Below are 26,165 nucleotides of genomic sequence, written 5' to 3'. Positions count from 1 at the left end.
TTGGGCGTGCGTTCCATAATCAGCCCAAGAAATCAAGCTGAGACAAAAGCAATTTTGCTTTGGACTTGTGGCTTGATTGACAGAGAAGTACTGAACAGAAAGGAACATGAAGATGAGACTTAAGAATAAAGCGGTTTTGATCACTGGTGGGACTAGTGGCATCGGTCTGGCAACCGCAAAGCTGTTCATTGCAGAAGGTGCCCGGGTAGCGGTTACCGGTCGTGATGAGACCGTATTTGATAAGGTTAAAGCCGAGCTTGGCGAGAATGCCATCGTTCTTAAGGGGGACGTGCGTTCGATGGAGGATATGCGGGCAATAGCTGCCGAGGTGAAAGATACGTTCGGTGGCCTGGATGTTGTGTTTGCCAATGCGGGTAGAGCTTTCCCGTCAGCAGTAAACGACATCACCGAGAAACTCTATGAAGAGATCATGGATATCAACGTCAAGGGGGTAGTAATCACGCTCCAGGCAGTGTTGCCAGATCTGCGGGAAGGTTCCTCCTTTATTCTGAATACATCGTTTGTTGCACAAACGGGTAAGCATGGCATTTCGTTGACTGCTGCGGCAAAAGCCGCCGTACGGTCACTTGCCCGTAGTTGGTCATATGAATTTCTCGATCGAAAAATCCGCTTTAACGCGATTGCTCCCGGCGCGATGGACACTCCTCTGATTAGCAAGTGGGGTATGTCTGATGAGGATGTGAGGCACACCAAGGCTGAACTCGCAAAGGTAATTCCGGTGGGTCATATGGGGCAGGCCGAGGATATTGCCTATGCCGCGCTCTATCTTGCTAGCGATGAATCTTCCTACGTCTTAGGAACCGAGCTTATCGTCGATGGCGGCGCCTCGCAGCTTTAAGGTTTCAGATCCTGATTGCAGCCGCTACGCAAGCTTGCGAATTTTCAAAGAATTATCAGACAGCCGCTAGGATCGTCGTCCCGGCGGCCCTTAATCAGCCTCTATTAGCACAGAGACCGTCGTGCAAGGAGAAATTATCGTGACCGACCACAGCAAAAATGACTCCCTTGGCAATCAACTTACCAAAGCAGGCCGTTCTCGCCGTGATGCTCTCAAGTTTGGAAGCGTCGCCGCTCTGGGTACCGTCCTGGGGGGCGGAGCTTTACTAGGCCATGTCACTTCTGCTTTTGCGCAAGGTGGCGGAGCGTTACTAGGTAATGCCACTTCTGCTCTTGCGCGGGAAAGCAGCACGGGGGAACTAACCCCGAATGAGCCCCTCAATATTTTGATCGTGAACTACGACGGCGGTACGTTACTTGATTTCGCCGGGCCCAGCGAAATATTCCACCGGCTACCGAACACCAATGTTCGCTATGCGAGCCTTAATGGGGGAAACGTGACCCTCGAGTTTGGGGTGGTTTACGGAAATACCGAACGACTGGCCGATATTGAAAAGACGGATCTGATTTTGGTGCCCGGCGGATCGGATTTGTCCGCGCCTATGCGTCCTGAGTATCTGGCGCAGATTCGGCGTCTGGCCGAAGGCGCCAAACACATCACGTCGGTTTGCAACGGATCGCTGGTACTAGCCGCAACGGGTATTTTGAAAGGCAAGCGCAGCGCATGCCATTGGGCTTTTGTTAATAAATTGTCTGAATATGGTGCCATCCCTGTTCCGAATCGCTTCGTGGAAGACGACAACGGCCGGTTCATGAGCGGTGGAGGGGTGACGGCAGGCATTGATTTTGCACTTCGCGTTGCAGCTAAGCTGCGCGGGCAACAGGCCGCAGAATTTACGCAGCTAGCAATTGAATATGATCCTGCCCCGCCATTTCATTCCGGTCACCCTAGAGACGCGCGGCCAGAAGTAATTGCGATGGTCGACAAAGAATTGCCTGGGGCCTCTAAGGGACTTGCGCGAATTCCCGGCGTTCGCTGAAACGCTTGCAGGAAGTATGTGCAAAAACATCTCGCTATCTGTCTCCAACCACAATTTTCAATAGACAACCAGATTGAGCTATTTATATGCAATTAATTTTCACTAAATTCGCTCCACTCACTGTCGCCGTAGCACTCACTCTCGTGTCCGCTACTGTCTACGCAACAGGGCCCCGACAGTCCACACAGGCAGCTATCAAGGCTGAAAACAATCGCTGGGCCAACGCCTTTAAACGAGGTGACTACCAGGCTATTGGTCATCTCTACACTGAAGCTGGAACGCTGCTGCAGCCCGGAGGTGAACGAATCACCGGCCCTGCGGCGATCTCGAAATATTTCACGGAAGGTTACGCTGGAAAAGCGCCGGATACGGTGACGTTCAGCAACGTTGAGTTCTATGGCAACGACGGGGTCGTAACTGAGGTTTCGGACTCAATTATCCGGAGCCACGATGGAAAATTGAAGTCGCGCGGCAAGCAGATCCTCATCTTCCTAAAACAGAATGGTACCTGGAGGCTTCACCGTGATATTTGGAACGACGATGGCCCACTCAAACCAAGTGATCTCTGATTCAAAATCTTTAGTATAGGTGTCACATGTCCAGGAATATTCAGCTTGTCTACGCGCATCATGATCCAAATTCGTTTTCCAAGATCATGCTGGATTGCGATGTCAAATCCCTAGCCAAGCAAGGGCATGAGATACGCGTGTCTAACCTGTACGCTATGGTATTCTAGGCCGTGGCCGATCGCTGCTCCTCGCCCTAGCGGCGGGGCGGGTTTGGACACAGGCTTTCAATCCCGACAACGTGCCGCTTCAATGGAGGGAAGCTATCGGTTAGCGATTGCCTCTTCGTCGGCTCTCACGTCGAATTGATTGCGGCGGGTGCCCATACAATTTGATGAAAGCTCTCCGCATTCGTTCTGGATCGGTGAATCCCACAGCTAGAGCAATCTGCTCGATCGGTTCGCTACCATCTTGCAAGCGCAGCCGCGCGGCTTCAACTCGCAAACGCTCGACCGCCTTAGCAGGTGTTTCACCGGTCTCTCGACGAAATGCTCGCCCGAACTGTCGCGGACTTAAATTTGCAACATCTGCGAGTCGCTCGACGGGTAGTGCTTCGGTAAGATGTTCCCTAGCAAAATTCAGAGCAATGCGAATGCGATCTGATTCTGGGTCCATTTGCGACATGGCAGAGAATTGGGACTGGCCCCCTGGTCGGCGATAAGGAACAACCAAGTGCCTAGAGACGTTGCGTGCAGTTTCCGTACCCATATCTCTCTCGATCATGGCTAGTGCCAAATCAATTCCAGAGGCTATACCCGCCGATGTCCAAATGCGGCCGTCTGCTATATAGATACTGTCGCCCTCTACTGTGGTGCGAGGAAAGCGGGACTGTAATTGCGCGGTGTATTGCCAGTGCGTTGTTACTCTTCGATCGTTCAAGAGACCGGTTTCCGCAAGCAAAAATGCTCCTGTACACACGCTTGCTACTCGCGATGCCTTGGCGCTTAATTTCTTGGCGGCGGCTATGTTTTCTGACTCCAGCATTGGGTCGATATCGCCACCAACGAAAATGACAGTGTCAAACGTGTGTTTTCCGATTGACGCTGTTTCGATTGGAAGACCAGTATTACCCGCAACTAAACCTCCCGCCTGCGAGATTACATAAAGGTCATATGGGGTACGGCCAACGGCTGTAACTACATGATTAAAAGCCGAAAGAGGGCCAGCAAGATCAAGGGGATCGTGGCCACGGCAAACGAAAAGCCCAACTCGATGCATGATAAAATAGTCAATCAAATTGTATTGGTTGTCTTATTTTAAGGGAAACCGTAAAAAAGAGCCAATCCTCATCTAAATGAGGGAAGTTTGACTTCAGCTCAAGCTGTCGTGGTGTGATGGACGTTCCTTCCTGAAGTATCCAGCGTCATACTTTTACTGACTGCATACTGTATTAGCCCAGACCCGATCAGGGCTAGATTAGAGGATCTGCCATTTTGCAGCGCGCCCTTTGCCCGTTGGCTGAATGATCCCTTTTACTTTCATCGCCCGTAGCACCGTTCTCACCATATCCCTACTCACGCCGGGACAGGTTTCTTCAATTTCCGAAATTGAAAAAGGTAATGTGCGCTTGAGAAGTGAGCGTACGCCCAGAGCCGTCTGTTAATTACCCGTCAGGTTGTTGAAGATGATGTCCATCATTTTTGATCTGCGCCCCGATTGGTGGACATCTAATCCGACATACAACGTGCAATTGTTGTTCATGCTGGTCTTCGTGAGGGAAATGCCGGGGTGCGGTTCATGCCCCCCATGCGGCTCTGACAGCAATGTTAACCCGCGTTAAATACTTCACGCCAGGGCAGCACCTGTCTCACGGAAAGTCATACTGTCTTACTTTTTTCAGCAGGTTAAAAAGGTGCAGTTTATAGACTTTTTTGTCTTTGGTCCGCGGCGTTCTGTATGCTGGAAAATGGTTGCAGATCAATCCGGATAGCGCACGTTAAACATCTTAAAATATGCGGATAAAAATGATTTTTTTAAATATACGGTCCGAACATATGATATCGGCATGTCCCGGCCATGTGTCGATGAAGTGCTTTTTTAAACATGTGGCCGGGATATGCTTATGGTATCGACACGTTCTGGCTATGTGTCGATAAAACGCGATTTTTTAAACATGATGGCGTGACATGTTTATAGCATCGACATATTATGGCCATATGTCGATGAAAACGGTTTTTATAAACATATAAATTGGAATCCAGAAACCCCTCCCAACGAGTTGCCGATACTGCCGCCTGAACTGGAGCGCGTTGAAACGCGCAGCGTACTCAAAGCGTGCATAAGTGCGCGCGCAGCAATCGCAGAGTTGAAAACTGCCGGTGAGTTGATCCCCGATCAAGGCTTGCTGATAAGCATCCTTCCGATGCTGGAAGCGAAAGATTCTTCGCGCATTGAGAACATCGTAACTACCAGCGATCGGCTCTTTCAGTATGCTGACCGCGCAGATGGCGCAGATCCGGCCACCAAAGAAGCGCTGCGCTACATCAGCTTGCTTTGATGCTAATGAAATGAGTGAAGGGAGGCAAGTCGCACCAGCACCGCGTCTTATAACTTTTGCGCTGCATTACATTTAGCTTTCAGCCGTTGCCTCGGCACATGATTTCCCCAGTCTCGGTGGGGGCCCACTTTATTAGACGCAGGAGACAATAATGAGGTTACATTTAATAGTTAATGTCTGGCTAATTGTGGTATGACGTTGGACGAATAGCATCCTGATCTGTTATATTTGAATGCGGGAAATACTAGAGAATGATATTAATGTTGATGCAAATATATATGCCGCTAACCTATGTCCTGATAGCGATGTATTTTACGGTGCGCAATAATGGCCTGGGCCGAAATAGCATTTTTAAAGGCATGTGTTATTCTTTTCTGGCCAATTTTGTGGTATTGCTCTCGCCCGATAACCTAAGCATTGATAATATCACTCAAGACGGTATGTTATCGTACCTCTATGCATCATCACTCACGATAATTATCATGCTCATCGTGTTATTTTTTTATTATCTTTTCAAAAGGGGAAAAAATTAATAATGTCAATGCAGGTCCGGATAATGCCGAAATAGCGCGTGGTATAGGTAGCGACATGGCCTGGGGCGCGACGTTCGGCGCGGTGCCTGGCGGCCCCATCGGGGCAATGGTGGGGGCCGGTTGTGCCGCCGTGCAAAATGTGGTGCAAGGAGCGGTGAAACACGGCCCCGTGGCTGTAACTATGCCAACGGTTCTATGGGACCTACGCCTTTCATGCCCGGCGCACCGCCGACCATCAATGGCATGTCTATAGACGAATTTTTAAAAAAACATAAAGCGCTTAATTAAGCCTTTACCAACGATTTGATTGCTGACACCCAATCTGGGAAGTCTTTTTCTGGTTGCTTTTCGCTTCTTCTATATGTTATGCCACTATGTTGATTAAACAACAGTGAAAGGTTAATATCATTCTTGTAGACCCCCGATGCGACCTCTGCGCAAGCATGCCCCCGGGGGCTTGTTTTTAAATAGATCAGGTAGCATTATATTTCATAAGATTTTTCGGTAAATCAAAAGTATAAATTTAATCATGCAACAAATTCATTTTATATTTTAATCTGATTACATTAATTAGTTTGTTTAGATCCCTAGGTGTTGTTTTTTCTTTATATCAGTACATGATGAAATGTATTGCCTATGTCATCGGTCAGCCGTTGATGATGTTAATGAAATAAATGGACTGGAGCGCTATTGTGAACGATAAGGATACACATAAGGAATCATCCGGGAGAGGGTGCTGATGGCCCGCATCGCGATCGATTTATCTGAAGAAGATCTCCGACAATTAGATAATCTGGCCGCTATTCGCCATCTCTCCCTGGCAGGGTTAATCAGGCAAGCCTTGTCCGGCTATCTTGCGGATAATTGCACCGGTAGTAATAATAATGCGTTTGGCCTATGGGCTAATAAAAACACTGACGGAGTCCTCTATGAAATCCACGTCCGCAAGGAGTGGGAATGAGCGTTCGATGGGCTTCGTTTGACCAGTGCTAAATTCAGCGTTGAAACAGGTTAGCTTTGTCTCATCTTTTTCAGGGCAGATATGAGCGAAAAGCGTTGGACGGTATCGGGCATTTCCCGCAACGAGAAGCCCCACGGCAGGTTGGAGAGGCTATCCTTCAATTTGCCGGGCAGAGTAAATTGCTACCGCCTCCTATAGAGGCCGGGTCCGTTATATTCCCCTCAAATTAGCCACAATGGTTATATTCAAGCGCCGCATAATGGCGCATCTATAAAAAAGGGTTAAAATATAGGTGCGTATTTTATTTTAAAATCAATTAATTAAACTAGAAATGCAATTTTGGCTATATGAATACCTATTGAACAGCTATCAGCATGTCAGCAAAACCAACGTCATGCGACACTCCGGAGGCCACGTCTCGGCAACCGCATCGTGTCTTTCAATTATCGCTATAACCTGGTCATCCAGATTTTATTTTAGGTAACTGTACGCGCATAAAATACGCAATCGGCCCCGCGACAACTTTATCCACCGGCATGATGCGGGCCGCTGGCAAAATCCTCGCGCGCTCGCCGGAATACCGAGCCATTTTCGATTACCCAGTTCCACAACGGTAGCATATTAAGCAGCATTCCCTTTCCTAATTCCGTTAGCGTGTAATCCACCCGGGGATGGGGCGTTTTCTGCTGATGATCGTGCCGGCTGATAAGCCCATCGCGTTCAAGCTGGCGCAGGGTTCTTGTCAACATCCGCTGTGTTACCCCGGGCATGGCCTTGGCCAGTTCCGCATGTCTGAGCGTTCCCTGTATTCCCAGCCGGTAAATGACCCCCAGCGACCAGCGGTTGCCGGCATGCGTCAGGATTTCCCTTTTCAGCGAGTCATTTTCGTCACTGAGCTCATCACAGATTAAGGAAAATTTTTGTATTTGTTCATCGCTTAACGTCATTACGCATCCCGGTATCAATAGTGTGCCTGATTGTTGCCCCCGTCCCGCATCGGTAGGATAAGGCGCAACAAGAGGATAAAAGTATGAACAATAACGTTACGAGTCAATGGCACAACATTTTAATCCTGGGCGCCGGCGAGCTGGGAATGGCGATGCTCAAGGGGTTTATAACCGAACGCGAGGCGCACCCGGACGTTGGACTGACGGTTTTATTACGTCCCTCATCGCTGGACGGCGACGCGTCTTCCGCTCAGCAGCACCGGCTGCAACAGCTGGCCAGCTGGAACGTCGAGACGATTGCTGCGGATTTCAGTGTGCGGACATCCGAGGAGCTGGCCCGGGTCTTTGCGCCTTATGATGCCGTTATTAACTGTAGTGGTTTTGTCGGCGGCGCGGGCACCCAGCTTAAAATATCCCGTGCCGTGCTGCTTGCCGGTGTGGCGCGTTATTTTCCCTGGCAGTTCGGCGTTGATTATGACCGTATAGGTACGGGCAGCGGCCAGCCTGTTTGGGATGAACAACTGGCTGTCCGGCAGTTGCTACGTAGCCAGCACGCGACCAAGTGGGTGATTGTCTCGACGGGGATGTTTACCAGCTTTTTGTTTAATGCCGATTTTGGCCTGGTAGATATTCCCCGACATCAAGTGCGCGCCCTGGGTGATGCGGACTATGCGTTGACCCTCACCACGCCTGAAGATATCGGCATGCTGACGGCAAAGATTTTTTTCCATCGCCCCGGCATCGAAAATGAGGCCGTTTATATCGCAGGCGATACGATAACCTACCGGCAGTTGGCCGAGCAGCTAAGCCAGCATTTCGGTATTCGTTTTACGCTTAAGGTGGACGATATCGGTTCCCTTCAGCGCGCTGCAAAAAACTCGCCGGGGGATGTCTCAGCCGCTTACCGTCTGGCTTTTGCCCGGCCAGACGGTGTTGCATGGGACAAAGCGGATACTTACAATGCCCGCCATGGGATTGAGGTAACCGACGTAAGAACATGGCTGACAGAAAACAAGAGCAAATCAATTGACCCGTTGATTAACTGATTTAAGGTTATGGGCAACGAGCGCGTTTAACGCCAACGACTTTCAGTTTTGGTGCAAGACCCATTGTTTGTACAAGTATTCCCATGCTAATTTCCTAGCCAAATGCCTGATTGCATCGGGCATTTGGCATTTGGCATTTTACAATTTGCATGATTTAATCGGGGGAAGTTAAATCTGGGAGTAACAATGGTTAAATATAATATTAAAACCACAATGACTCCGGGTGTTAGTTATATACTAACATTGATCATGTTTAATAATTCATCACTGCAAGTATTTTCCTATGGGGATAATTTCTTGGATGCTTTAATTGCCGTTTTTGATTTTAGAAGCAGATCCCATAGAAGTATCTTATTCAGGTAACTTTGCTACTGCATTGCCTTTTAATGATGAAGCAACCAATTCACCAATAAAGCGAGTAAATGGAATAATATCTTGCTTTACGCTCGCGTCTTCTAATGCAGTCATATAATCAGTACGTCTATTCACTGGAATTACCGTCCATGGATAGCCGCCCGATGCAAGCATGAGATTCATCATAAACCGGCCCATACGGCCATTCCCATCCATGTATGGGTGGATGTAAACAAAAATAAAGTGGCCCAGTACAACGCGAACGGCTGGATTTTCCTCTGATTCGAGCATTTCAAAAAATATCGGCATGGCGTCACGTACGGCATTAGGTGAAAGCGGGACGTGCATCGAATTACGTATGAACACTCTGTTATTGCGGTAGCCTGCAAGGTCAGCGGGTTTAATAATACCTGCCGCGACGCTTGGAGCAAAAAGTTCTCGGTACCAATCGCCATGCCCCCGATCGGCTATTTGACCGGAATTCTTGTTTCGGAGGACGGCAGCGACGCTTTCTTTAACAGCCCGGAATGCCTGAAAATAACCGCGTGCGGCTAAAGCATCCTTGTGCTCCCGATCTTTCTGGTCATTGTCGGGGTTCCAACTGCCACTGCGTACGCGATCGATGAGTTCCGGGCTGACACGGTAACCTTCGATTGATAATGAATGGTAAGCATCAGTGGTATAGATATCATCGACATTTTTCAGATAACTGTCCGCGTTAGCTGGTATTCCTGCAGCTTCTGGGAAATTGTCAATGATTGCTGGCCGCATTGTCTGCCACATCAACCGAATTCTGCTTGCGTAGGGTGATGTTTCTCTACGAGGCAGTTGAAGCTTAATTTGTGTATCGAAAGGGTCATTTTCTCTTACCGTATAACCCGCGGCGTCCATCGTCTTTACGATGCTGTCGGCGATATTTTCCCTGCCAATGTTCCGAAAGGCGCCAGCCAAACGTCCTGCAATCGTGCTGTGGCCTCCCTCAAGTAAATATGCAAGCACTTCGGATGCATCTGAAACCAGTGATAATGCTGTCCGCATATCGGTTGGATTCTGCGTAAAAAAGAATGCCGATGCGGCAACAAGCGCATAGTTAAGGGAATACATCCGCAAGCCATCTATTTTCACGATATTTATAACTGGCGGCACCGTCGTGCGCATATCGAAGATCGATGTCCCATGTATTAGGCTTGTCGGTTTGTTATTACCTTTTGGCGCTCGGATAAGTAGTTGGGACGGGACAGTTCTGTTGCCGCTATAAAGTGATAAAGATTGCTCGGGTCCGATACACCAATCATCGCCAAAGCGCTCATTGAGATAGCTGGCGCAAAAGTCCCAAAACGAGGCGTACCATCCCGTTGTTTCCCCGTTTTGCTGATGTGGATTTGAGGGGATGTACCAACCTTTCATGACCTCTTGTAGAAAACCAAATTTGATCAGGCGCTCTCGGTGGGTGCGAGAGAGATCATTGGAGCGAATAGCAACAATATGCTTGTCTTGAATCTGTTTCAGGGCTTCAAGTGAATCTGCTAATTTTTCCTGTGGCATCACCATTTGTGTATACCGTCGCTGTTGTTAAAGTTAGGTTTTCGTGTTGCGCTCTGAATAGGTTTTTGTGTTGTTCTGTTGATAGGTTATTCTGTTGTGCTATTTATAGGTTATTGTGTTGTACCATCAATAGGTTTTTGAGTCAATCAAAGCTCAATACGTTGGGCGGGGACTTCAAAAAGAAGTGGCAAAGCAGTATTACTGTATTAGCCCCTAGATGCCCAAGACATTTTGAGCCTCTAAAAAAAGATGTCGAAGCAGAGTTTTGCCAGTGCCTGAGTTGAATCGTGCCATGAAACAGAACCGTGCACTCTAGCCTTCGTTCTGCGCGATGGGATGGCCTCGCACTTGGTGATGCTGAGTGTCGACAGCGTTACCAACGGACCAGATAAGATGATCACCTATCAGCATGTCCAACTTCATGACTGAAGAGATCCTCATTTACTATACAATAAGCGAAAGAGTGTGTAGCCAGCATGGTAAAAGTAATGCGTAGTGACCCGAGAAGCCTTTTGTACAAAGGCTTTTCGGCCGTTATGTTGGTTGCAATTATTAAAGGGGATGCTGTAGATTCAATCAACGGCTATCAAGGAAATCAGTCGTTATTTTTTAAAGCTACGCATCCTCGTAGCCTTTCAACCCCGAAGTGGGTCGCCGCAATGACATGTAAGTGTTAACGGCTAAGGTGGAAACATGTTCAACTACCATGACAATACTCGCTCTATGCAAACGATCCGCACCAACACTGCGGTTATCGACAGCTTTCCCATGTGTTTTCATAACACCGAAGGCGCAGTGGAAGTGCGACGCATGTTGAGTCGTGAATCAGCAAACCGCCAGCACTTCATCGTCACTCTTAAGAGTGACGATGAAGTGCTGAGAAAACATCAAACTCTACTTCGCTCGTCAAACCGTTGACTGAGATTGTTGTAAAAGACAAACGTACCTCCTTCGTATTTGACGTTGCTGAGCCATACCCTGATCTTAAGGGATTTGATCGCGATATTTCTGCGCGTATGATCCAGGTGATAGAGTCTTTTATGAAAAAATTCTGTAAAATTGACCCTATTGAACCGTCAATGGAACAGAAAAATTCATGGCTGCATCTCTGAGCTGACGAGATAACAGGCTTATACCTGAGATCGAGGATTACGATAAAATCTTAATTGAGATGCCTAAGGCCACCAGAGCGATGGTTTTGAATGTGTTTTATTGCATTTCAAGGGATTTCGACCTCATTCGTTCCACCGAATATAAGTTTGTTGATGGTGCTTGCGAATATTGTACCTACAGTATCCGATACAACGCTCAGTTAGTAATATTGGATTTTTTATTATCGATTTTTCCGCTTCGCCAGTTGACAGTAAAATCAATCCGAGGGAAATAATTCAGCGAAGAATAAGCACGATATTCGTTATAGTCTCTCTGCCACTCTTAATTACCCCCGAGCATATATTTTGATCCGCTTAATATAGCTATTACCCCACTCATTGTGCTTGCAAACCTGATATGGCGGGGTGAATTAATGATAATGCCTCAGCGTTTTTTTGCTAATGCCAGCCTAAAATCAACCCCGCCAGAAACCGAAAATTAATTACCTCACATAATCAATTCAGCATCAATAATAAGCTGCCCGTTTTTTACCGTCACCGACACCGGCTGGCCGGTGACAAAGCCGCACGCATGCAGCCAGCGGCCTTTGAGATTCATGGCGGGCAAGGCGTTAGGCTTGCCGCCATTTGGAACGTAACCCACAGTATAATAACGTGTGTTCTTTTTTGCTTGGGCTGAGCGGGATTCTGACTTAATATACTTTTTAGCCATGGTAACTACTCCTTATATCCGTATAGTTGCTGGTGGTGAGCGGCGATAAAGGGCGGTAACCTTTTATCGCCGCGTTTTTATGCATTAATACCCATTCATTGATAAAGTAATTATTTAAACAATAAGCCTTGAAAGGAATTAAATTGCCTGATAAACATCATAAATATACATGCGCAAGTGATAAATGGATAAACGGAAAGAAAAATTCACACTGTACATATCATCAGCAAAAAAAATTTAAATCCGCTTACGACATAAAAATAAATTGAAAATCATCACTGGCAATTAATAACACTATGGTAATGCTTAACTTATTTCAATCTATTTTATTCATGACAATATAGATTCGCTCAACCAAATAAATATTCAGTGCCTGGATAAATGACGTTGATTATCTGATGTCATTGCTGATCCGTGGCTGGCTGCTTGGAATGATGAAATTATTAAAGCAACTCCTTTTTGCCTATTCTTGGTTTACCTACAGCGTAATTTGTTCATCCTATCCTTGCGTTCAGGAATCATCAACAAGAACCGGGGCGTGAACAAGGGAATGATGAAGAACTTTTATCTAGAACCGTGGAGCATCTTCCCAAAGGCTATCAATTGTAATATGAGCGAAATTCTCACGAGGGTGTGATTCAGCCTGATGACTGCGCGGAGTTCGATAACATTAACGCTGAAAGTGGGCTGCGGAGGTGAGGCTTGCCTGGAATTTTATTTGCGCCATGTGTTGGCGAATATCGCGGCCCATCTCATTTAAAGATCTTCTGCCATGGAACCTTAAAAAAGCCGTGCAGCATAGAGCTGAATACTGTGGACTATATTTGCCCCTGATTTATTTCAGTCTCAAGAATTGCCAGGCGTTCCATTATGCCGTTAAACGTCAAAATGTCGCCATAAAACATCTGTGCGTTCACCATGGCTTGGTAATCTTGCCGCAGCCCATCTAATAAGGCATCCGGCGGGACCAATCTTAAATTGCCTGAAAGGCAGCGATCGTACCTACTAAAGCGGCTGTTATAGAAGGTCTCTTTGATATTCAATACATCCCGCAGCAAATCACGATCGGCCACAGCTTTTCGACCAACTCCATGGTCAGCAAGTCGGGCCAAATCGTACCAATGCCGCGACATCCGATCGGCGCTGGCCCGCATGTTAGGGCGATTGCACTCTACATGAATAAGTGTGGCTTTTTCCCAAAAGGTACGCATGGGTGATAATACGGTTACTTTCGCGACAGGGAATCTTACTGCCGTAACGTACTCGGCAATGTCCGGCGTGATCGTCATGATATCTTGAGGCAGCGTCGCATTCCGGCCACCAAATTCGAGCAGTATATTAGGACGAAGGTAAGAATCGTTGTTTTCCACGGCGCTGGGTAGTAGAGGCGAAGTTTTTCGGCATCTTCACTCAGTTCTATGTCTATTTTCCATGTAGGTAATACAGAAATGAGCGTCTCTTTTAATTAATGCAGGTACCAGTTCGTCGGCCACATGATTAATCAACTCGGCTTTTAGCAGTTCGGAGAATCTCTTGCGTTGGCTATTGTTTGTCAGCGTCGCCAGATCCGGCGCATCAGCCACCAGACTCCGGTAGTCGACCGTTACGTCGATGTCTTCTGAAAAACGCTCAATGGCTTGATAAACTTTTGACAGAGACGTTCCGCCCTTGAAGGCCATAGGTTTTTGGCAAGCCAAGCTAAACAGAATGCCCAGGATTTGGCATAACCAGATGTCTTTTTCCAAAATTTCAGCCCGGCGCCCCATTAGAGTTGCCAAGCTAGTTAGAAGCTCGGATTGTTCGGCGCTAGTAAGCTCAAAATAAGACGTGCTAACAATCTCAGACATGCTCGGATGCGCCGCGCTCGTAAGCCATTAGTGCCTCGGTCATCCAGGCTGGCATTGAGGACTTGGCCTCTTGCAGAGCCTGAAACTCGGTGGGTGCAAGTTTTTCGGCAACGCGCTTGAAAGTGTCGGGAGTAACCTGATGTCTACCGAGATACCAGAGTGCAGATAATGCTTGTCCCGCAGGACGCCCCGCCAGCACTAACTTGCGAGGCGCCACATGCTGAAGTTTGATAATCAGTTTGCCCAAACGTACCGTACGGGATGATCCGGTGGTGTAAAAAGCAGCCTGCGTTGGCATTTGCGTCGACAGGCCGAACCGCCTTGCGGCTTCCGCACCATGGACGTCGACGGTCGCGCCTTCCGACGCAGCCAAGGTCCTGGCAACAGCTTCCGGCGCCGGCATTATCTGGATTCCAAATCGGCCCGATTTCGGCACGCTATATAAACCATGTCCCAGCCGCTGGATATTGCCCGCCTTGGTCAATCGCATCAACGTCTGATCGATGGCCGCACGAGACCCAAGCCCTGCGAATAAGGCTGGTGTGAAGGGCTCACCGGCGGATTGTACCGCGATCCGACTGCGAATGGCTTGGGATGTGCTCATAATTAACCTCGCGTTTGTTAGATAATTTACGTTAAAATCTAACAAAAAAGCAAATTGTGAGTCGGCGTGCAAAGCGGTCGGGCGGGCAAGAAGCTAGGCTTGCCATTCCCCTACACCGTCGGGCTTTTACGCGCGCGCGCCACGATCTGCGTCGGGTTGACGAAGCGCAGCGCCACGATCAGCCAGATAAGCGAGCTAACCATATAGATGACGGCCATGGCGTCGATGGATTGGCCGGCCCTCACCCCGGCGGCGAACACGGAATAATACAGGGACACCACCAATGTTTGGCTGGTGGGGCCGGCGGTCAGGAAGGTGAGTTCAAACATGGAGATGGTCCTGACCAGCGACAGCAGGGTGGCCGCCAGGATGCCGGGGAGCAGCATGGGAATCAGCACATGAATGAACAGCTTGCCCGTGCTTGCGCCAAAGACGTGGGCCGCCGCCTCGATGCGCGGATCGATTTGCTCGATAAACGGTATCATCAGCACCACCACGAACGGCACGGTCGGGACCAGGTTGGCCAGGATGACGCCGTTCATGGTGCCGGCCAGGCCCAGGCGATACAGCAAGGTCGCGAGCGGAATGCCGAAGGTGATCGGCGGGACCAGCAGCGGCAGCAGGAACAGCACCATCACCAGCGATTTGCCGGGGAAATTGCGGCGCGCCAGCCCATAGGCGGCCGGCACGCCGATCAGCGCCGACAAAATAACCACCGTGCCGACGATCTGGAAGGTCACCAGCAGCACGTTGCCCAGCTGGAATTCCCGCCAGGCGGAGAAGTACCAGCGGGTCGTGTAGCCGGCCGGGAGCCAGGTGCCGAGCCAGCGGGTGCCGAACGAATTCACTACGACGGTGGCGATCAGCGCCAGCAGGTTGATGACGAAGAAGGCGATAAAGGCCCAGAGAGCGAATTTCCAGAGCCTGTCTATTATATTTTCCGCGGTCATGGTTGGTTATCCAGGTTCATGGTTTATCCCTTGCCCGCGCCGGCGGGCCCCTTGTAGAACAGGCTGCGCGCCGTGAGGATGATGGCGACGATACCGAATTGCACCACGGCCATAATCATGGCGATGGCCGATGCGAAAGAGTAATCATACTGCTCGAATGCCGCCTGCGAGGCCGCGATGGACAGCACCCGCGTCTCGCCCGCCGGCGCGCCCAGGATAACGGCGGACGGGAAGACCGAAAACGCATCCACAAACGACAGGCAGAACGTGACGGCCAGGCCGGGCAGGATCAGCGGCAGAATAACCTGCTGGAAACGTTGGCGCGCGCGGGCGCCAAGGGTGGCGGCGGCATGCTCCAGGGCCGGATCGATGCCGGAAATCATCGACAGGGCCAGCAGGAAGGTGAAAGGGAACCCGGTGATGACCAGGGACAGGAAGACGCCGGTATAATTGTGGACCAGGCGCACCGGGTGATCGATCAGGCCGAGGGTCATCAGCACCCGGTTAAACCAGCCCTGCGGACCGAGGTAGTTCAGCATGCCTTCGGCCACCAGCACGGTGCCCAGGGTGATCGGCACCACGAGAATGGTGGTCAGCACGCGCTGGTGGCGCATCAGCCGGACGCGCATGGCGATGGGCACGGACAGCGCGACATTCACCAGCGTGACGGGCAGGGCGAGCTGCAGGGTCAGCAGGATGGTGCCGTACATATAGGGATCGGAGAAAAACTTGGCGTAGTTGGGAGTGTTAGAAATTCTGTGTCATTCCAGTAAAATACCGACAAAAAGGAATGATACATGTCCCAGCCCTTCGATTTTGATAAAGCCCTGAAAGCACTTCAGGATGGCCAAGCCCTAACGGGAAAAGATGGAATATTAACTCCATTAATCAAACAGTTAACGGAAGCAGCGCTGGCTGCTGAGCTGGATTCTCATCTCGCTCAGGATATTGCCGCTAACCGTAAAAACGGTTCGACCAAAAAGACAGTTAAATCGCCAACCGGTGCTTTTGAACTCGCCACTCCCCGCGACCGTAACGGCTCTTTTGAACCTCAACTGGTGAAGAAGCATCAGACCACGCTGTCCGATGAGATCGAACGCAAGATCATCCGCATGTTCGCACTCGGCATGAGCTACAAAGATATCAGCCAGGAAATCGAAGATTTATACGCTTTTAGCGTATCCAGCGCCACGATTAGTGCTGTCACCGATAAAGTTATTCCTGAGTTAAAACAATGGCAACAGCGCCCACTGGAGGCGGTATACCCCTTCGTCTGGCTGGATGCGATCCACTATAAAATCCGCGAAGACGGACGTTATCAAAGCAAAGCGGTTTACACGGTTCTCGCGCTGAATCTGGAAGGCAAAAAAGAGATCCTGGGCCTGTATCTGTCTGAAAATGAAGGCGCTAATTTCTGGCTATCGGTGCTGACCGATCTGCAAAACCGTGGCGTGGACGATATTCTGATTGCCTGTGTGGATGGCCTGACGGGGTTCCCGGAAGCGATAAACAGCATTTACCCGGATACCGAAGTCCAGCTCTGCGTTATCCATCAGATCCGTAACTCGATAAAATACGTCGCATCAAAACATCATAAGGCGTTTATGGCTGACCTGAAGCCGGTGTATCGGGCGGTATCAAAGGAGGCGGCAGAAACGGCGCTGGATGAGCTGGAGGCGAAATGGGGTCAGCAGTACCCGGTGGTGCTCCAGTCGTGGCGAAGGAAATGGGATAATCTGTCGCATTACTTCCGGTATCCGGCGACGATCCGCAAGGTGATATACACGACAAACGCAATTGAATCGGTGCACCGTCAGTTCAGAAAGCTGACGAAAACCAAAGGCGCATTCCCTAATGAAAACAGTCTGTTGAAGTTGCTTTATTTGGGGTTAATGAACGCACAGGAAAAATGGACAATGCCGATACAGAGCTGGAATTTGACATTGTCCCAGTTGGCGATTTATTTTGAGGGTCGCCTCGATAAAGTGATTACGTTGTAGTGATTTTTTAACGTGACACAGAATTATGAATGCTCCCGCGTAGTTCGCATACCAGGCCCCGCTTTTGGGGATGAAGGAATGGACCAGCCCATAAAGGAAGGGGTAGATAAACAGCAGCAGCACGAAGAGCGCCGCCGGCAAAATCAGCAGCGTCACGCCGTCAAAACCATATTCCGCCAGCCTGCGGCTGCCGCGGAGGTGCGACGTTGCGGGGTCGGCCGTCTTCATGGTGTGATCCCCCGCGCGTAGACCAGTATGCGGTCGGCCGGCGCGCCCAGGCGGATCGCCGCTCCCGGGTCAATCGCGTCCCGCGCCCGGAAAAACACCTCGTATCCGTCGGCGGTCCGGCCGGAGCCGAGAAAATTTTCGCCGGAATATTCCATGCCGGTCACGGTTGCGCCGATGGCGCCGTCCGGCATCGGAACCAGGTCGGAAGGGCGGATGGCGGCAACCACCTCCCCGGTGTCGGTGGCATCCATCCCCTTGCCCCACAGGGAGGCGCCCGCCAGCGTCATTTCCACATCATCGCCGTGCTTGCGCACGATCCGCGCGGGCAGCGCGTTGCGAAATCCCATGAACTCCGCCACATCAAGATGCGCCGGCCGATTGTAGAGATCTTGCGGCGTGCCGATTTGGCGCACGCCGCCGTCGCGCAGGACGACGATCCGGTCGGCGAGGGAAAGGGCCTCGTCCTGGTCGTGGGTCACATAGATGGTGGCGGAACCGAGCAAGCGGTGGATGCGGCGGATTTCGGCGCGCATTTCGAGCCGGAGCTTGGCATCCAGGTTGGAAAGGGGTTCGTCCATCAGCACCAGGGGCGGTTCCACCGCGATGGCGCGCGCAATGGCGACGCGCTGTTGCTGTCCGCCGGAAAGCTGGCCCGGCAGTTTATCCGCTTGCTGCGCCAGCCGGACCACGCCCAGGGATTCCTCTACTTTCAGGTCGATCGCGGATTTCGCCATGCCCTGCATTTTCAGGCCGAAACCCACGTTGCGCCGGACGTTCATATGCGGGAATAGCGCATAGTTCTGGAACACCATGCCGAACCCCCGATCCTCTGGCTTGAGCCCATCGATACGGCGATCGTCGAGCCAGATCCCGCCCCCGGTCAGGGACAAGAGGCCCGCCAGGCAATTCAGGGCGGTGGATTTCCCGCAGCCCGACGGGCCGAGCAGCGCGATGAACTCCCCGCGTTTGACCGTCAGGGACACGTTCCGCAGCGCATTATGGGTACCGAAAGCGCGGCTGATATTTTCCAGCCGCAGTTCGCGAAAATCCCGTGATGTTATTGCCATTGTTGACTGCCTCAAACTGAACCGGATGTCAAAGAGTGTGCGGGAGCCGAAAACGCCGGCTCCCGCATATTGCCTATTTATGCATCTTGGCCGCGCCGATTTCGCGGTCCCACTTATCGAACATGGCGACGAGCTGCGTGGAGTCGAGCGGCGGTTCCGTCGGATTGTCGGCGATAAGCGAGGCGTATTCGGGGCGCCCGAACTGCTTGATCGTCTCCTGGCTTTCAGCCGGAGCCATGTCAAGGGTGACGCCCTTGATGGACGGGCCGGGATACATGTAGCCGTGATCGTACATAAAGGCCTGCTGTTCCGGTTTCAGGATAAAGGCCATCAGTTGCAGCACGACATCCAGTTTTGCCTGGGGAATACCTTTGGGAATCGCCATGTAATTGGCGTCTCCTACCCAATGGAATCCTTTCAGGGTGCCTACTTTGTACTCTTCGGGTACGATCCCCAGGTAGCGCGGGTTGATGTCCCAGCCGGTGGTCGTGGCGATGATGTCGCGGGTGCCCTCGGCCAGTTCTTTCATGGATGCCGTGGTGCCGCCGGGGTAGTATTCAATGCAGCCGTCAAGTTGCTTGAGATAGGCCCAGGTCTTGTCCCAGCCGTTGATCGGGTCTTGCGGGTCCTTGTCCCCGAGCAAATAGGGCAGTCCCATCACGAAGGACCTGCCGGGGCCGGAATTGGACGGTCGGGCGTACATGAACTTGCCGGGATTGGCCTGGCACCAGGCCAGCAATTTCTCCGCCGTGTCCGGCATGTTTTTTACGCGATCCGGCGCGTATTCGAGCAATGGCCCGGACGGATACCAATCCACCACAAACGCCTGTCCCTTGGCCATCTTCTGCATCAGGTAGGCGCCGGGGAGATAGAGTTGCTCCAGGTCCGGAAACTTGTCCTGGTATTTGGGCAGGATCTGCATCCACAGGCCCTGGCCCATCCCGGCGGCCAGCGCGTCGTTGCCGGTCAGGACGAAGTCGATATCGACGCGGCCGGAGTCTTGCTGGGCCTTCAGCTTGCCGGCCAGTTCGGGCGCCGTGGCCTGCGTGAAGACAAAGTTCTTGACCAGTTCGGGATGGTCGGCCTTGAATTTGTCGAACGCGGGCTGGCTGACCTGCAGGTCGCCGGCCACATCGATGACGTTGATGGTGACGGGTTCCGCGAAAGCCTGAAACGAACCGGCGAGAGACGAGAGAACCACGGTAGCCGCCAGGGCGGCCAGACGGCAAATGGCAGTGCTGCTTTTTTTCACGACTCCACTCCTTTTATCATTGGTAAGGTACCCGGCATGGTCAGGCTTGCGCGAGGCGCTAGCGGGTGAGCTTGCTTGCGGCGGGACCGTCGACGAACAGTTGGCAGTTTCCGTGCTGCTGCAAAACGGAAGCGGGCCACAGGTTGGTAACCGGTCCTTCCAGGACTTCGCGCAGGGCCTCGGCCTTGCGTTCGTCCGGAACGGTCAGGATCACGACATTACTGCTCATAATGCGCCGGACCGTCATGGAGATGGCCCGGTGGGGAACCTCTTCAAGGGTAGCGAACCAGCCCTCGCCAAACTGCTGCCGGCGGCAGCGCTCATCCAGATCGACTACCTTGAAGGCCTCGGTGGAGGTAAAATCCGCCGGCGGATCGTTGAACGCGAGATGGCCGTTCTCGCCGATGCCGGCGAACATGACGTCAATGGGATGCATATCGAGAAGCTGGTTGATCCGCCGCAGTTCTTCAGCCAGATCCTCAGCGTCGCCCTGGACGAAGTGAAAGGCGCCGAGAGTGGGCAGCTTCGAGACGAAACGCTCCTGGAGATAGCGGCGAAAGCTGGCCGGATGCGTTGGCGGCATGCCGATATATTCGTCGAGGTGGAAAGCGGTGACGCGGGACCAGTCGATCTCGTCGTGCCCGGTAAGCGCCGCGAGCACCTCAAACTGGCTGGCGCCGGTCGCCACCACGATGTTCGCATGGCCGTTTTTCTCGATTGCCTTGACGATTGCCGCCGCCCCGGCCGCTGCCGCCTGGTCGGCGGCATCTGCCTTGCTGGCGAATTTATGGATGTTAATCATTAGATCCTCATTGGGTGTGCGGAGCCGGTAGCTGCCCGCGCCATGAAATTCTTATGGGCGGCGGCAGGCTTGCAATGGGTTGGCTGTATGAATTTAAACCAAGCTACAATCGGAGGGAGGGAAACGTCAATGGTAAAATTTCACAAATGTGATACATCTTTCTTATATTATTCAGTAAATTTACACAAGTGATGTTAACAACGCCTGCGCTCGATAGCCATAATACGAAATAACTACAAGATTTATATAATTATTATGTTGGTATCTACTGGATATCAGACGGGTAAACGCGCGGTGCAATAATTGTTTTTTTGCCAGGGAAATGTTGGTATACGGTTACTTTGCGTTTGCAATTTACTTTCACGATAAGTAATCTTTCTCAAAATGCAACGGACCCGTAGGCCATCACCCATTGGGGGTAATACGGCGTTATAGGATGTTTAGTCATGACGAAAACGCGTAAGTCCAAACATGGCGGTGCCGGCCTTCGTGAAATCGCATCCGCGGCAAACGTCAGTATCGCCACGGTTTCACGGGTGTTGAACGGGAATGACCGCGTCGATCCGGCAATGCGCAAGCAGGTGCTGGAAGCGGCCGGCAAACTCAAGATTGACACCGCGCATCCCGGCAAGACCGGCGCCCTGGTGTTTTTGCTCAGCAACCGGTCTATGTTGCCGCCCTTCCACGCCAGTATCCTGGCGGGAGTCGAATCCTATTGCGCCGCCCATGGCTGGGATCTTTATTATGTTTCCCTGGCCTATCCGCCCAATGCTCCCGCGCGCGAGCTGCACCTGCCCAAGCTGATACAACGCCGCGACCAGGTGCGCGGCGTTATCCTGGCGGGCAACCCCTCGCCGAATCTGATCGAGTTGCTTGAACAAAAGGGCATCGGTTATGTGGTGCTGGGCAGCAACATTCTCGGCGAGTTTCCCACGCTGAAAAACGATGTTGTCTTCTCCGATGAGACGCGCGGCGGCGCGGATGTGACCCGCTATCTTACCAGCCTCGGCCATCGGGATGTTTGGTTTGTCGGCAATACCCGCCTGCCGTGGTTCGCCCGCTATTACGAGGGATATTGCCAGGTCATGGAAGAGGCGGCGCTGACGCCCAGGTTAAGCAGCATCGATTCGGAAGATGATACCGAGATCGGCTATCTGGGAACCAAATACCTGCTGGCCACCGGCGAACCGGTGTCCGCCATCTTCGCCGGCAACGATTCGACCGCGTGCGGAGTCTACAAGGGGTTGCGCGAACAGGGTCTGCGCATCCCTGAAAATATCAGCGTGGTTGGCTGCAATGATACGGTGGGTGATTTGCTTTACCCCAGCCTGACGACGATCCGGGAATTTCCCGAGCAGATGGGACGGCATATGGCGGAGCTGCTGTTAGAGCGCATCGCCAACCCCGATCTTGAATCCCGGCGGCTGATGATGCCGACCCAGTTTATCAGGCGCGACTCATGCGCGCCGTTCGCCGAGGGGGAGTCCCGCGGCGCTGAAGATGGCAATCCGGAATGGCGTCTTTTAACCCCTGGCTCCCCGGGCTGAAGCGCGGCGACGTGTGGGCGGCGCCATCCGCGATCGCTTGAGGCGATGTTTCCTCGCCGGGCCGGCATGCCGTATGAAGATAGGTCTCAATGGATGTGTTGAACGGCCATTCACGCAGCAACGCGATAAATCGTAGCGAGGGGGCGTAGAAGAGGGGCTCGACACAGCTCTCTTTCGAGCGGAAATAGCGCCAGACCGTCCGCGTCGACAGGCCGGACGCGGCGGCGATATCGTCACCGCTTGTCCCGGCGACGCCGCGCTCCAGAAATAGCTTGGCCGCATTGCGGGATACCATCAGGCGCGCGCGCGCGCTGGCGACAACCCTGCCATCCCCTTTTTTGTCAAACCGATTGAAACTAAATAACGCCTGGCGACGAGGCAATATGGCAAGTAAGGATAACAAGCATCAATCCCGGGCTAGATCGAATTCAGCCTGGGCGCGTTCCAGGCGTTTTAGCGCGTCAACAGCTCTTGCTGGAAGCGCTTCATATTTGCACCTTAAAATATGCACTATGTCGTTAATGCGTGTTTTAAGGTGCAGTCATTACCTTGGCCGGGTGCCGCGAACTGCACCTTGTGCTAGGTTATTCTAAAAACACGGGAGCCATGGCCATGATTAAAACCGATCTCTCTGATGCCTACCGAAACTATATCGCCTGTCTTAATCAGCAGGACTGGCCGCGGTTGGGGACGTTCGTTCATGATGATGTGCACTATAACGGTAAGTTGATCGGGTTAGCGGGCTATCGCGCGATGCTTGAAGGGGATTTTGCGGCCATTCCCGATCTTTATTTCGCTATTCGGCTGTTGATAACCGACCCACCGAATATAGCGTGCCGGCTGAATTTCGACTGTACGCCGCAGGGGGCGTTTCTCGGGCTGCCGGTCAATGGCAAGCGGGTTGCCTTTACCGAAAATGTATTTTATGAATTCCGCAGCGGGAAAATCTGGCAGGTATGGTCGGTTATCGATAAGGCCGCCATCGAGGCGCAGCTTTAAGCGGACCGCATGCCGATGATGCGGCCGGCGGACGGCAGGATCGCAAATCCGCGCAAGCTATATCTGGCTCAGGCGCCGGACGATGCTCTCGCGCACATTATCGATATGGGCCATCACCGCGGCGCGTGCTCCGCCGGCGTCGGCGTTGCGCAGCGCGGTAATAATCTCCAGATGTTCCCGGTGGCCTTTAACGAACCTTTCCGGCACCTGGCGCAGGTTAAACATCCGCGTCTTAAGCCGCAGGCTTTCAATATATTGCATTAACAGCATATTGCCGCTGTATTGGGCCAGCGCGTTATGCAGGCGGTTATCCACCGTCCAGTCGTCCTGCGGATCGGGATTGTCCGCCGCCAGCAGCCGGTTGATATCCGCTTCAATGGCGTCCAGTTCAGGCGCCGGCACCCGCCCGGCGGCCAGGCTGGCGGCTTCCGCCTCCAGGGTGCGCCTGACATGCAGCGTTTCGATCAGCTCGCGGATGGAGAACTCTTTCACCACCGGCGTGCGTCCCCCGGCGCGGCTGATAAAACCTTCGTTTTCCAGCCGGTTCAGCGCATCGCGCACCGGCGTGCGAGAGATATTCAGCAACTCCGCCAGCCGCCTTTCCTGTAGCACCGTATTGACCGGCAGCTCCCGGTTGATAAGCATATTCAGCAGCACATCGTAGGCTTTGCCGCTGAGATTTTGTTCGCGTTCGCCAATCAAATCAGAGGTACGTTTGATGGAATCCATAGTGTCGTTTCACGTTAACAGAACACTGAATAAAAAAGCAGGCGCAGATACCTGCCATGCCCGTACCCTGGCGCGGCGACGGCGCCTGGCCAGGCCGCCGCCGCCGGCAAATGATTTTATTGGGGCAATGTCCGCACCGGGTCTTTCGGGTAAGGATCATAGCCCACAATCGGGGTGACGAGTTTAGCATAAGTCCCATCGGCCACCATATCGGCCAATGCCTTATTCACCGCCGCCGTCAGGTTGGGTTTGCCTTTTTTGAAGGCAAAGCCTTTCTGGATTTTACTGACGTAGTCCGGCGTTTGCTGTAGCGGCAAATGCATATCTTTGATCAAAAAGGCGTTGCCGATCGAGTCGTTGATTACGCCGTCGATATTGCCGTTGGCCAAATCCTGCACCGCGGCGGTCACGTCGATATAATTTTTCAGCGTCGCGCCGTGATCCACGGCCAATTGGGCATAGGTTGAGGAAACCTGGGCGCCAATCCGTTTTCCTTTTAAATCCTCGGCGGATTTAATATCGGTTTTCATGGGAATAATAATACGGCCGCCCGATTCAATCCATCCATCGGAGAAGACAATGGCTTTTTGCCGGGCCGGCGTAATGTCCATCGCCGCGCTGCTCATATCAAACTGATTGGCTTGCAGGCCGACCAGAATCGAATCCCATTTGGTGATAACCGGCGCGTATTCCAGGTCTAAACGTTTGGCGATTTCTTTTAATACCCGAATTTCCAGGCCGTCCAGCTTACCGTCGGCGCTGCGCATGCTGAAGGGCGGATCGGTCCCTTCGGTGGCGACCGACAGTTTGCCCGGCTGCAATAACTCCAATTTGGCGTCGGCGGCGCTGGCGTGGCCCAGGGGAATCATTGCGGCAAGAACGGTGGCAATACGAAGAAAATGCTTAATTTTCATGATGTCGCTCTCAATGTGTTGATGATAAAACTGCACGTTTTGATAGTTGCGGTAAATAGAACTCATTACCGGGCGTGATTGCCGCTAAAAACCCTGCCGTGGGCGGCTTACCGTTTTTCGCTGGCCAACAGCGCCAGCAGTTCAGCCATGACCGTTGCGCCCAGCAGGGAGGTGATTTGTCCCGGGCCGTCGTACATCGGGCTGATTTCCGTGACGTCGCAACCCACCAGGTTGATACCCTGCAATTTGCGCAGCAGTAACAGGGCTTCGCGGGCGGTGGGGCCGCCGGCTTCCGGCGTTTCCACGCCCGGCGCCGAGGCGGGATCGACAAAATCCATATCGAAGGTGATGAACGTCGGTTTCCCGGCGGTGCGCTGTGCGATAAGTTCCGCTAACGCGCCGATGCCCATTTCAAACATGTCATCGGTGGTCACCACCGCAAAACCGAGATCCAGCGACTGGCTGATATCGGAGGTTTGGAATAGCGAGCCGCGCAATCCGACCTGAATGGAATGCGCCGTATCGATGATGTTCTCTTCCGCCGCGCGGCGAAAAGGCGTGCCGGCGCTATAGCGTTTACCGGCAAAGTATTTGTCCCAGGTGTCGCTGTGGGAATCGAACTGTATCAGCGCCACCGGGCCGTGGCGTTTGGCCACGGCGCGCAGCTCGGCCAGGGTAATGGAATGATCGCCGCCGATGCCGCAGGGTACGACGCCGGCCTCGACCAGTACCGATACCGCCTGCTCGATGCGCGCCAGGCTTTCTTCTTCATAACCCGGCACCACCGACGCATCGCCGGCGTCGGCCACCCGCAGCGTCTCGAATACGTTGATATTGTTACGGTAGGGATTAATGGGGCGCAGCATAATCGACATGCCCCGCACCGCGTTGGGCGCAAAACGCGCGCCGGGACGGAACCCCGCGCCCGAATCGGACGGCAGGCCGATCACCGCCGCGTCAAGCTGGCTTAAGTCGGTTGCCATCGGTAACCGCATAAAGGTGGGCACGCCGCAAAACCGCGGGGTTTCCAATGAATCAGTGGGTAATACGCTCAT

Annotated in this window: 23 protein-coding genes and 2 pseudogenes; 10 read left to right on the top strand and 15 right to left on the bottom strand. The window is 52.3% G+C overall.

Annotated elements, in window-relative coordinates:
* Positions 1-112 precede the first annotated feature (112 nt).
* The 3 genes from ACL2XP_RS24590 (at position 113) to ACL2XP_RS24580 (ending at position 2,467) form a co-directional block, all read left to right on the top strand.
* Positions 113-859 (top strand): SDR family oxidoreductase, encoded by a 747-nt coding sequence (locus ACL2XP_RS24590; RefSeq protein ID WP_413736014.1) that lies wholly within the window; start codon positions 113-115, stop codon positions 857-859.
* A 139-nt stretch (positions 860-998) separates the two neighbouring features.
* Positions 999-1,898: a DJ-1/PfpI family protein gene (locus ACL2XP_RS24585; RefSeq protein WP_413736013.1), complete on the top strand. Its 900-nt coding sequence runs from the start codon at positions 999-1,001 to the stop codon at positions 1,896-1,898.
* A gap of 86 nt (positions 1,899-1,984) precedes the next feature.
* Entirely contained in the window at positions 1,985-2,467 is a 483-nt protein-coding gene (locus ACL2XP_RS24580; protein WP_413736011.1) for a YybH family protein, read from the top strand.
* A 267-nt stretch (positions 2,468-2,734) separates the two neighbouring features.
* On the opposite strand, the gene ACL2XP_RS24575 is transcribed toward ACL2XP_RS24580, so the two are convergent.
* On the bottom strand, positions 2,735-3,682 hold the full coding sequence (locus ACL2XP_RS24575; protein WP_413739282.1) for a GlxA family transcriptional regulator: 948 nt from the start codon (positions 3,680-3,682) through the stop codon (positions 2,735-2,737).
* A 967-nt stretch (positions 3,683-4,649) separates the two neighbouring features.
* Between ACL2XP_RS24575 and ACL2XP_RS24570 the strand changes: the two are divergent.
* Together ACL2XP_RS24570 and ACL2XP_RS24565 are read left to right on the top strand one after the other, a co-directional pair.
* Positions 4,650-4,958 (top strand): annotated as a pseudogene (locus tag ACL2XP_RS24570) (Fic/DOC family N-terminal domain-containing protein); the annotation flags it as partial.
* A 1,275-nt stretch (positions 4,959-6,233) separates the two neighbouring features.
* A complete protein-coding gene (locus ACL2XP_RS24565; protein ID WP_413736009.1) occupies positions 6,234-6,455 on the top strand; it encodes a ribbon-helix-helix protein, CopG family in 222 nt (73 codons plus the stop codon).
* Between the two features lie 524 nt (positions 6,456-6,979).
* Here the strand turns inward: ACL2XP_RS24565 and ACL2XP_RS24560 are convergent.
* On the bottom strand, positions 6,980-7,402 hold the full coding sequence (locus tag ACL2XP_RS24560) for a winged helix-turn-helix transcriptional regulator (RefSeq protein WP_413736008.1): 423 nt from the start codon (positions 7,400-7,402) through the stop codon (positions 6,980-6,982).
* A 146-nt stretch (positions 7,403-7,548) separates the two neighbouring features.
* On the opposite strand from ACL2XP_RS24560, the gene ACL2XP_RS24555 reads away from it, so the two are divergent.
* A complete protein-coding gene (locus ACL2XP_RS24555) occupies positions 7,549-8,448 on the top strand; it encodes an aromatic alcohol reductase (protein ID WP_413736007.1) in 900 nt (299 codons plus the stop codon).
* A 351-nt stretch (positions 8,449-8,799) separates the two neighbouring features.
* Here the strand turns inward: ACL2XP_RS24555 and ACL2XP_RS24550 are convergent, their stop codons facing one another.
* Positions 8,800-10,353 (bottom strand): Fic family protein, encoded by a 1,554-nt coding sequence (locus tag ACL2XP_RS24550; RefSeq protein WP_413736006.1) that lies wholly within the window; start codon positions 10,351-10,353, stop codon positions 8,800-8,802.
* A gap of 687 nt (positions 10,354-11,040) precedes the next feature.
* Here ACL2XP_RS24550 and ACL2XP_RS24545 point away from each other — a divergent pair.
* The gene (locus tag ACL2XP_RS24545) at positions 11,041-11,265 is read left to right on the top strand and encodes a hypothetical protein (RefSeq protein WP_413736005.1); all 225 of its coding nucleotides are present in this window, start codon (positions 11,041-11,043) and stop codon (positions 11,263-11,265) included.
* Positions 11,266-11,946: 681 nt separating this feature from the next.
* Here the strand turns inward: ACL2XP_RS24545 and ACL2XP_RS24540 are convergent.
* From ACL2XP_RS24540 to ACL2XP_RS24520, 5 genes and pseudogenes are all read right to left on the bottom strand, one after another.
* Positions 11,947-12,171 (bottom strand): SymE family type I addiction module toxin, encoded by a 225-nt coding sequence (locus ACL2XP_RS24540; protein ID WP_413736004.1) that lies wholly within the window; start codon positions 12,169-12,171, stop codon positions 11,947-11,949.
* An 818-nt stretch (positions 12,172-12,989) separates the two neighbouring features.
* Positions 12,990-13,850 (bottom strand): annotated as a pseudogene (locus ACL2XP_RS24535) (nucleotidyl transferase AbiEii/AbiGii toxin family protein).
* 160 nt (positions 13,851-14,010) lie between these two features.
* A complete protein-coding gene (locus tag ACL2XP_RS24530) occupies positions 14,011-14,622 on the bottom strand; it encodes a DUF6088 family protein (protein ID WP_413736003.1) in 612 nt (203 codons plus the stop codon).
* Between the two features lie 110 nt (positions 14,623-14,732).
* Entirely contained in the window at positions 14,733-15,572 is an 840-nt protein-coding gene (locus tag ACL2XP_RS24525) for an ABC transporter permease (RefSeq protein WP_413736002.1), read from the bottom strand.
* A gap of 23 nt (positions 15,573-15,595) precedes the next feature.
* Positions 15,596-16,282, bottom strand: coding sequence for an ABC transporter permease (locus tag ACL2XP_RS24520; protein ID WP_413736000.1), 687 nt, complete (start codon positions 16,280-16,282; stop codon positions 15,596-15,598).
* Positions 16,283-16,369: 87 nt separating this feature from the next.
* On the opposite strand from ACL2XP_RS24520, the gene ACL2XP_RS24515 reads away from it, so the two are divergent.
* Entirely contained in the window at positions 16,370-17,572 is a 1,203-nt protein-coding gene (locus tag ACL2XP_RS24515) for an IS256 family transposase (RefSeq protein WP_413734178.1), read from the top strand.
* A 224-nt stretch (positions 17,573-17,796) separates the two neighbouring features.
* On the opposite strand, the gene ACL2XP_RS24510 is transcribed toward ACL2XP_RS24515, so the two are convergent.
* The 3 genes from ACL2XP_RS24510 to ACL2XP_RS24500 form a co-directional block, all read right to left on the bottom strand.
* A complete protein-coding gene (locus ACL2XP_RS24510) occupies positions 17,797-18,867 on the bottom strand; it encodes an ABC transporter ATP-binding protein (RefSeq protein ID WP_413735999.1) in 1,071 nt (356 codons plus the stop codon).
* A 73-nt stretch (positions 18,868-18,940) separates the two neighbouring features.
* Entirely contained in the window at positions 18,941-20,119 is a 1,179-nt protein-coding gene (locus ACL2XP_RS24505) for an extracellular solute-binding protein (protein ID WP_413735998.1), read from the bottom strand.
* Positions 20,120-20,177: 58 nt separating this feature from the next.
* A complete protein-coding gene (locus ACL2XP_RS24500; protein WP_413735996.1) occupies positions 20,178-20,921 on the bottom strand; it encodes a glucosamine-6-phosphate deaminase in 744 nt (247 codons plus the stop codon).
* Between the two features lie 446 nt (positions 20,922-21,367).
* On the opposite strand from ACL2XP_RS24500, the gene ACL2XP_RS24495 reads away from it, so the two are divergent.
* Entirely contained in the window at positions 21,368-22,468 is a 1,101-nt protein-coding gene (locus ACL2XP_RS24495; RefSeq protein ID WP_413735994.1) for a LacI family DNA-binding transcriptional regulator, read from the top strand.
* Here ACL2XP_RS24495 and ACL2XP_RS24490 read toward each other — a convergent pair.
* Entirely contained in the window at positions 22,368-22,763 is a 396-nt protein-coding gene (locus ACL2XP_RS24490) for a helix-turn-helix domain-containing protein (RefSeq protein WP_413739281.1), read from the bottom strand. The genes ACL2XP_RS24495 and ACL2XP_RS24490 overlap by 101 nt on opposite strands.
* Positions 22,764-23,080: 317 nt before the next feature.
* On the opposite strand from ACL2XP_RS24490, the gene ACL2XP_RS24485 reads away from it, so the two are divergent.
* Positions 23,081-23,467 (top strand): ester cyclase, encoded by a 387-nt coding sequence (locus ACL2XP_RS24485; protein WP_413735992.1) that lies wholly within the window; start codon positions 23,081-23,083, stop codon positions 23,465-23,467.
* Positions 23,468-23,524: 57 nt separating this feature from the next.
* Here ACL2XP_RS24485 and ACL2XP_RS24480 read toward each other — a convergent pair whose 3' ends face one another.
* The 3 genes from ACL2XP_RS24480 to speB form a co-directional block, all read right to left on the bottom strand.
* Positions 23,525-24,196 (bottom strand): GntR family transcriptional regulator, encoded by a 672-nt coding sequence (locus ACL2XP_RS24480; protein ID WP_413735991.1) that lies wholly within the window; start codon positions 24,194-24,196, stop codon positions 23,525-23,527.
* Positions 24,197-24,312: 116 nt separating this feature from the next.
* Complete coding sequence (locus tag ACL2XP_RS24475) at positions 24,313-25,110, bottom strand: transporter substrate-binding domain-containing protein (RefSeq protein WP_413735990.1); 798 nt, start codon at positions 25,108-25,110, stop codon at positions 24,313-24,315.
* Positions 25,111-25,217: 107 nt separating this feature from the next.
* Entirely contained in the window at positions 25,218-26,165 is a 948-nt protein-coding gene (gene speB / locus ACL2XP_RS24470) for an agmatinase (protein ID WP_413735988.1), read from the bottom strand.

It is taken from the genome of Sodalis sp. RH21, assembly GCF_047324175.1.
Classification (GTDB): domain Bacteria; phylum Pseudomonadota; class Gammaproteobacteria; order Enterobacterales; family Enterobacteriaceae; genus Acerihabitans.
The sequence above is the reverse complement of the archived record's forward strand: the minus strand, read 5'-3'. Positions and strand labels throughout refer to the sequence as shown.